Genomic DNA, 4,620 nt, shown 5'->3' on the forward strand with positions numbered 1-4,620 from the left:
GGGAGAACCACGCTACCCTGCGCAGCATCGGTTATGTTGAGCGGGGGCGATCCACGACGTTAACTAAGGCCGGGAAACGGCCTCGACTCCACATCACTGCGCGCTGCACATAAGTCGAGTCACGTTGAGCTCAACGTGAATCGACGACATTTCCTATGTCACCAAGGATCAGGCCGAGACCTCGGTTCTGTTCGAACTGATCAGCCGCCGATACGAACACCGATCGATCCTGATCACCGCGAATCAGGCTTTCGGTGAATGGAACAAGATTTTTCCTGATCAGGCCATGACCTTGGCCGCCGTGGACCGCCTCGTTCACCACGCCACCATTCTCGAAATGAACGTCGAAAGCTACAGACGCCGCGCCGCACTCGAGAGAAAAAGAGCGCCAGGACGACCAGCCACCCGGCAAACCCCCAAAGCATCTTCCTGATTGTCGCTCCGCGTCAATCAAGCCAAAACTACCCCTTGCAACCAAACCGAAACGCGATATCCTACCCCACATCGTGGTCAGTTTTTCTTCGCGGTAGAGACGCCCATTACTGAGCGCCCCCCGCGCAGATCCGGACAAGCCCAATTAAGGCATCCGGCTCCTACCTTGGGTGTTTGACGGCAAAGCGCGCATCTGGCCAAGGATGAAGGACACGTGGCTTGGGCAACCAGTCGTCGGCCAGTTTCGTCATGCGTTCCCATGTGAAGCCGTCCTTTTGACTGCGCCGCCGAAGCGAGCGCCGCCAGAGGTCGCTCACGAAGTGCCGGAATGCTGAAAGCGCCCGGCTGTTTGTTGGGACCGCGTAGTAGGCGAAATGCCCGGTCACGACTTGCTTCAGCCATTTCCCTTGTTCGGGGATGGGCTGATGCATTCGTCGTCGTAGCTCCGTCTTGATGTCCGCAAGCTTCGCTTTCATGCGGTCGCGTCGGGTCTTCCGTTGAATCTGGAAGCGGCCTCCACGTGATTTTCCGCAGATGAAGGTGAAGCCGAGAAACATGAAGGTCTCCGGTTTGCCGAGCCCGCGCTTTTCACGGTCGGCCGCCGCGTGGCGACCGAACTTGATCAGGCGGGTCTTGTCCGGATGGAGCGACAGTGCGAATTCCTCAAGCCTCGTGCGCATCGCGTCGAGAAAACGACCTGCGTCGCCCTCGTGCTCAAAGCCAACAACCAGATCATCAGCATAGCGCACGATGATCATGTCGCCGGTGGCTTCCCGCCGTCTCCAGCGTTCGGCCCACAGGTCCAGGACGTAATGCAGGTAGATATTGGCAAGGAGCGGTGAAGCCACCGACCCTTGGCCCGTTCCCCTGTCATCGACCGTCACGGTCCCGTCTTCGAGAATGCCCGCCCTCAGCCATTTCTGGATCAGGCGGATGATGCGCTTGTCGCCAATCCGATGTTCCAGGAAGCAAACCAACCATTCTTGGCTGACACTTCCAAAGAAATTTTGGATATCGGCGTCAAGTATCCAGTTCACCTTCCGTTTCGTGATCGCGGTTGACAGGGCATCCAGCGCATCATGTGGTCCCCGGCCAGGTCGAAACCCATACGAAAACCCGAGGAAATCTCCCTCGTAGATGGCATTGAGCACCATGACGGTTGCCCCTTGGACGATCTTGTCTTCCAGGGCCGCGATCGCCAGCGGTCGCCGTTTCCCATCCGCCTTTGGTATGTAGGTCCGGCGGGACGGTTGCGGTCGGTACGCACCTCGGTCGACCCGTTCATGCAAATCCATGAGCTTAAGCTCAAGATCGGCCTCGTAGTCCTGCCACGTCATGCCATCCACTCCGGGGGCGGCTTTGCGCTTGAGCGCGTAGAACGCCGTTCGTAGTGTATCAACATTGATGTGGTGGAGGAGCGCGGTGAAAACCTCCTTCTTCCTGTGCCTTGCGGCTTGCCGTACGCGGTCCAGCGCCTGGGTCACGCCTGCCCGACTCTGGGTCCGGAGCGTGTTTTGCTGGTCCGCGTTTCCCTTGGTCTCCGGCCTTCGCTCCACCGCCTCCGCCACCGGTCGCCCGGTTTTGTTCGTCGGCTTCTTCGCTACTATGCCAGAGTCAGACTTCTCCGGATCGTGCATCGGCGGCTACGGCTCCTCGCCTTCCCGCCACGGACCATTCGTCCCACCAATGGGCCGATGGCCAATCCGGAGATCTCCCGGTTCCCGTACAAAGAGCTTCCGTGCATGCCAGGGTCTCGGGCCACGCCGGGTTGGGCGAGCGCTCGCAGTAACGCGCCCGTCCATTTCGCCTTCCGGTACATGAACACCGTCGGCACCCGGGACATCAATCCTTTCGCGGCTCAATGGCTGGCCTGCACGCTCCCCTGCCGACGCTTCGCCAACGCCCTCGCGGACGCCAGCGCACGGCTCGGGGCCGATGCGGGTTGCTACTCCTTCATCGTAGTGGACTTTCACCTCCTGCTCCTTGCCGGTCTCCCGGCGCACTCATGTTCGTTGTCAACGTGCTGAGGCGCAACTGCCCGCCGCTTGCAGCGGTGTCCATCTGATTGGGTTGCACAGGGGAGGACGCGGCGGCGCAAAACGGCGGTTGATCAGACTCTGATGCGCGGATTGATTACCGCATGACCGGTGTTCGTCTTGGACCTTCCTCTGTCTCAATGTCGCAGGTTGGTGCCGCCGAATCAGATCGAGGGTTGCCCTGACCTGCCGCCGCGCCCACCCCTGTGCAACGGATGAGATTGACAAGCGCTTTCGCCAGCTTTTGTGCTATTGTCCTTCTGCGCGGGTGACCTCGTGGCGAAGAGCGGCGCGTCGGCTAAGAGTGCCGCCGGGTCGCCTAATCATGCCCTGCCGAATTGAGGCACTCGCGCACCCCGTTCCTCGGACGCCTTGTTTTCCAGGTTTCGACGGTGTGCTCGTAGCTGCGTTCCGCCTGTTCGGCCAGTTGCCGCTCCAGGTCTCGCAGTTCTTTGACATTGTAGGTGTAGGTGGTTCCTCTCCGGTTGCCCTTCTTCTGGGGTAGGCCGGCCTGGAGTTCCATGGCGCGCGTCTTGTTGGCGACCAGCGCAGGCCGGGCCCAGAGATAGTCCTCCTCCTTCGTGAGGAGATGCCAGCAGAGGACTGTCAGCTTCCGTGCCAGCGCGACCGCCGCAATCTGCAGGCCGCGCCTGGCACGGATGCGCACAAAGAACGCGTGCAGCGGCCCCGGTGCTTTGGCGGCCGCCCAGGCCGCCTCGACCAGCATGGGCCTTCGGGAAAGCGCACAAAGTTGGCATGAACTGCTGGTGGACCTGAAGGCCCGTGGCCTGGCCATCGCGCCGCAATTGGCCACCGGCGACGGGGCGCTCGGCTTCTGGAAGGCGCTCGAGGAGGTCTGTCCCACGACGCGTCACCAGCGCTGCACGGTGCATCATGCCGACTTCCGGATTATGCCGACCTCCGTCCGCAACTCGGCCTGGGAGGCGGTGATCGCTGTGAAGGAAGCGGCATAATCAAAGTGCTTCCAGGAAGGCGAGCAATTTGTCGGCAGGCCGGAAGCGACCGGGATTGGTTCCCGTTTGTACTGTCTTGGCCAAGGCACGTTCCTTGATTTCAAGATCGGCGTGCAGGTAGACTTGAGTGGTTTCGATCTTTTCGTGGCCGAGCCACAGCGCGATTACCGAGGTATCGATACCGGCGCGCAGCAATCGCATCGCTGCGGAATGCCGCAACACATGCATGGTCACCGATTTTTGTGTCAGTGACGGACAGATACTGCCGGCGATCTGCACGTATTTGGCAAGTCTATGTTCGAGAGCGTCGCGGCTGAGTGCCTTTCCGGACCGTGTCACGAATAGGGGCTGCGCCGGCTGACCAGCACGCTCGGCAAGCCAAACGCGCAGGATGGCGGCGGTGCCCGAGGTAAGCGGCGTGATCCGCTGCTTTCGCCCTTTCCCTTCGCAGCTTACATGCGCGCCAGATCCGAGATGGACGTCGGCACAGCGCAGGCCGATCAGTTCGGACACGCGCAGGCCGGTTTGAGCCGCGAGCCCAAGCATGGCATGGTCGCGCCGCCCGGTCCAAGTCGACCGAGCGGGGGCTGCCAGCAGTGCGTCGAGTTCCTGTTCAGTCAAGAATGTAACGAGCCTTCGGTCGAAGCGCTTGGAAGGAATGGCAAGCACACGTTCGATCACGGCAGCATGCTCGGGATGACGGAACGCGGCGTATCGGAACAGGGAGCGGATCGCGGCGAGCCGAACGTTACGGGTGCGCACGCTGTTTTCCCGCTGTTGCTCGATGTGGTCGAGGAAGGCGCCGACAAGTGCGGCATCGATATCGTCGATATCGAGCTTCGACGGCTCCTTTCCTTGGCGTTTGGAGGCGAAGATCAGCAGTAACCGCAAGGCATCTCGATAGGACGCAACTGTATGTGGGCTGGCTTGACGTTGACGAGCCAGGCGATCCGTGAAGAACGCCTGCAGGGTCGTGGCGATCGCGGTCATGCGTCACCTCCGAGGTGACGCTCGAGCCGGTCGCCGGCAAGCTTCAACAACTCTGGTGCGGCCGAGAGGTACCAGTAGGTATGGCTCGGATTGATGTGACCGAGATAGGCCGACAAGACCGCAAGTCGTGCGGCGGGATCGCCGTCGTCGCGATAAGCGTCCAGGATGGTATTGACAGCAAAGGCGTG

The 4,620-nt window shown here is 61.0% G+C and carries 3 protein-coding genes and 3 pseudogenes; 2 read left to right on the top strand and 4 right to left on the bottom strand.

The window, feature by feature from the left end:
* Positions 1-139: 139 nt before the first annotated feature.
* A pseudogene (locus AiwAL_RS19670) lies at positions 140-433 on the top strand (ATP-binding protein); the annotation flags it as partial.
* Between the two features lie 160 nt (positions 434-593).
* Here AiwAL_RS19670 and ltrA read toward each other — a convergent pair.
* Together ltrA and AiwAL_RS19680 are read right to left on the bottom strand one after the other, a co-directional pair.
* Positions 594-2,069, bottom strand: coding sequence for a group II intron reverse transcriptase/maturase (ltrA, locus tag AiwAL_RS19675; protein ID WP_262313430.1), 1,476 nt, complete (start codon positions 2,067-2,069; stop codon positions 594-596).
* A 718-nt stretch (positions 2,070-2,787) separates the two neighbouring features.
* Entirely contained in the window at positions 2,788-3,195 is a 408-nt protein-coding gene (locus tag AiwAL_RS19680; RefSeq protein ID WP_262313431.1) for a hypothetical protein, read from the bottom strand.
* Between AiwAL_RS19680 and AiwAL_RS19685 the strand changes: the two are divergent.
* Positions 3,194-3,361 (top strand): annotated as a pseudogene (locus tag AiwAL_RS19685) (transposase); the annotation flags it as partial. The gene AiwAL_RS19680 and the pseudogene AiwAL_RS19685 overlap by 2 nt on opposite strands.
* Before the next feature lie 81 nt (positions 3,362-3,442).
* Here AiwAL_RS19685 and AiwAL_RS19690 read toward each other — a convergent pair.
* Positions 3,443-4,432, bottom strand: coding sequence for a site-specific integrase (locus tag AiwAL_RS19690; RefSeq protein WP_262313432.1), 990 nt, complete (start codon positions 4,430-4,432; stop codon positions 3,443-3,445).
* Positions 4,429-4,620, bottom strand: a pseudogene (locus tag AiwAL_RS19695) (integrase); the annotation flags it as partial. The pseudogene AiwAL_RS19695 and the gene AiwAL_RS19690, both read right to left, overlap by 4 nt.

The organism is Acidiphilium sp. AL (genome assembly GCF_025499445.1).
Classification (GTDB): domain Bacteria; phylum Pseudomonadota; class Alphaproteobacteria; order Acetobacterales; family Acetobacteraceae; genus Acidiphilium; species Acidiphilium iwatense.

Bases quoted from the DNA above. Each gene is read 5' to 3' on its own strand.
- ltrA (WP_262313430.1), bottom strand. From the start codon at position 2,069: ATGCACGATCCGGAGAAGTCTGACTCTGGCATAGTAGCGAAGAAGCCG.
- AiwAL_RS19690 (WP_262313432.1), bottom strand. From the start codon at position 4,432: ATGACCGCGATCGCCACGACCCTGCAGGCGTTCTTCACGGATCGCCTG.
- AiwAL_RS19680 (WP_262313431.1), bottom strand. From the start codon at position 3,195: ATGCTGGTCGAGGCGGCCTGGGCGGCCGCCAAAGCACCGGGGCCGCTG.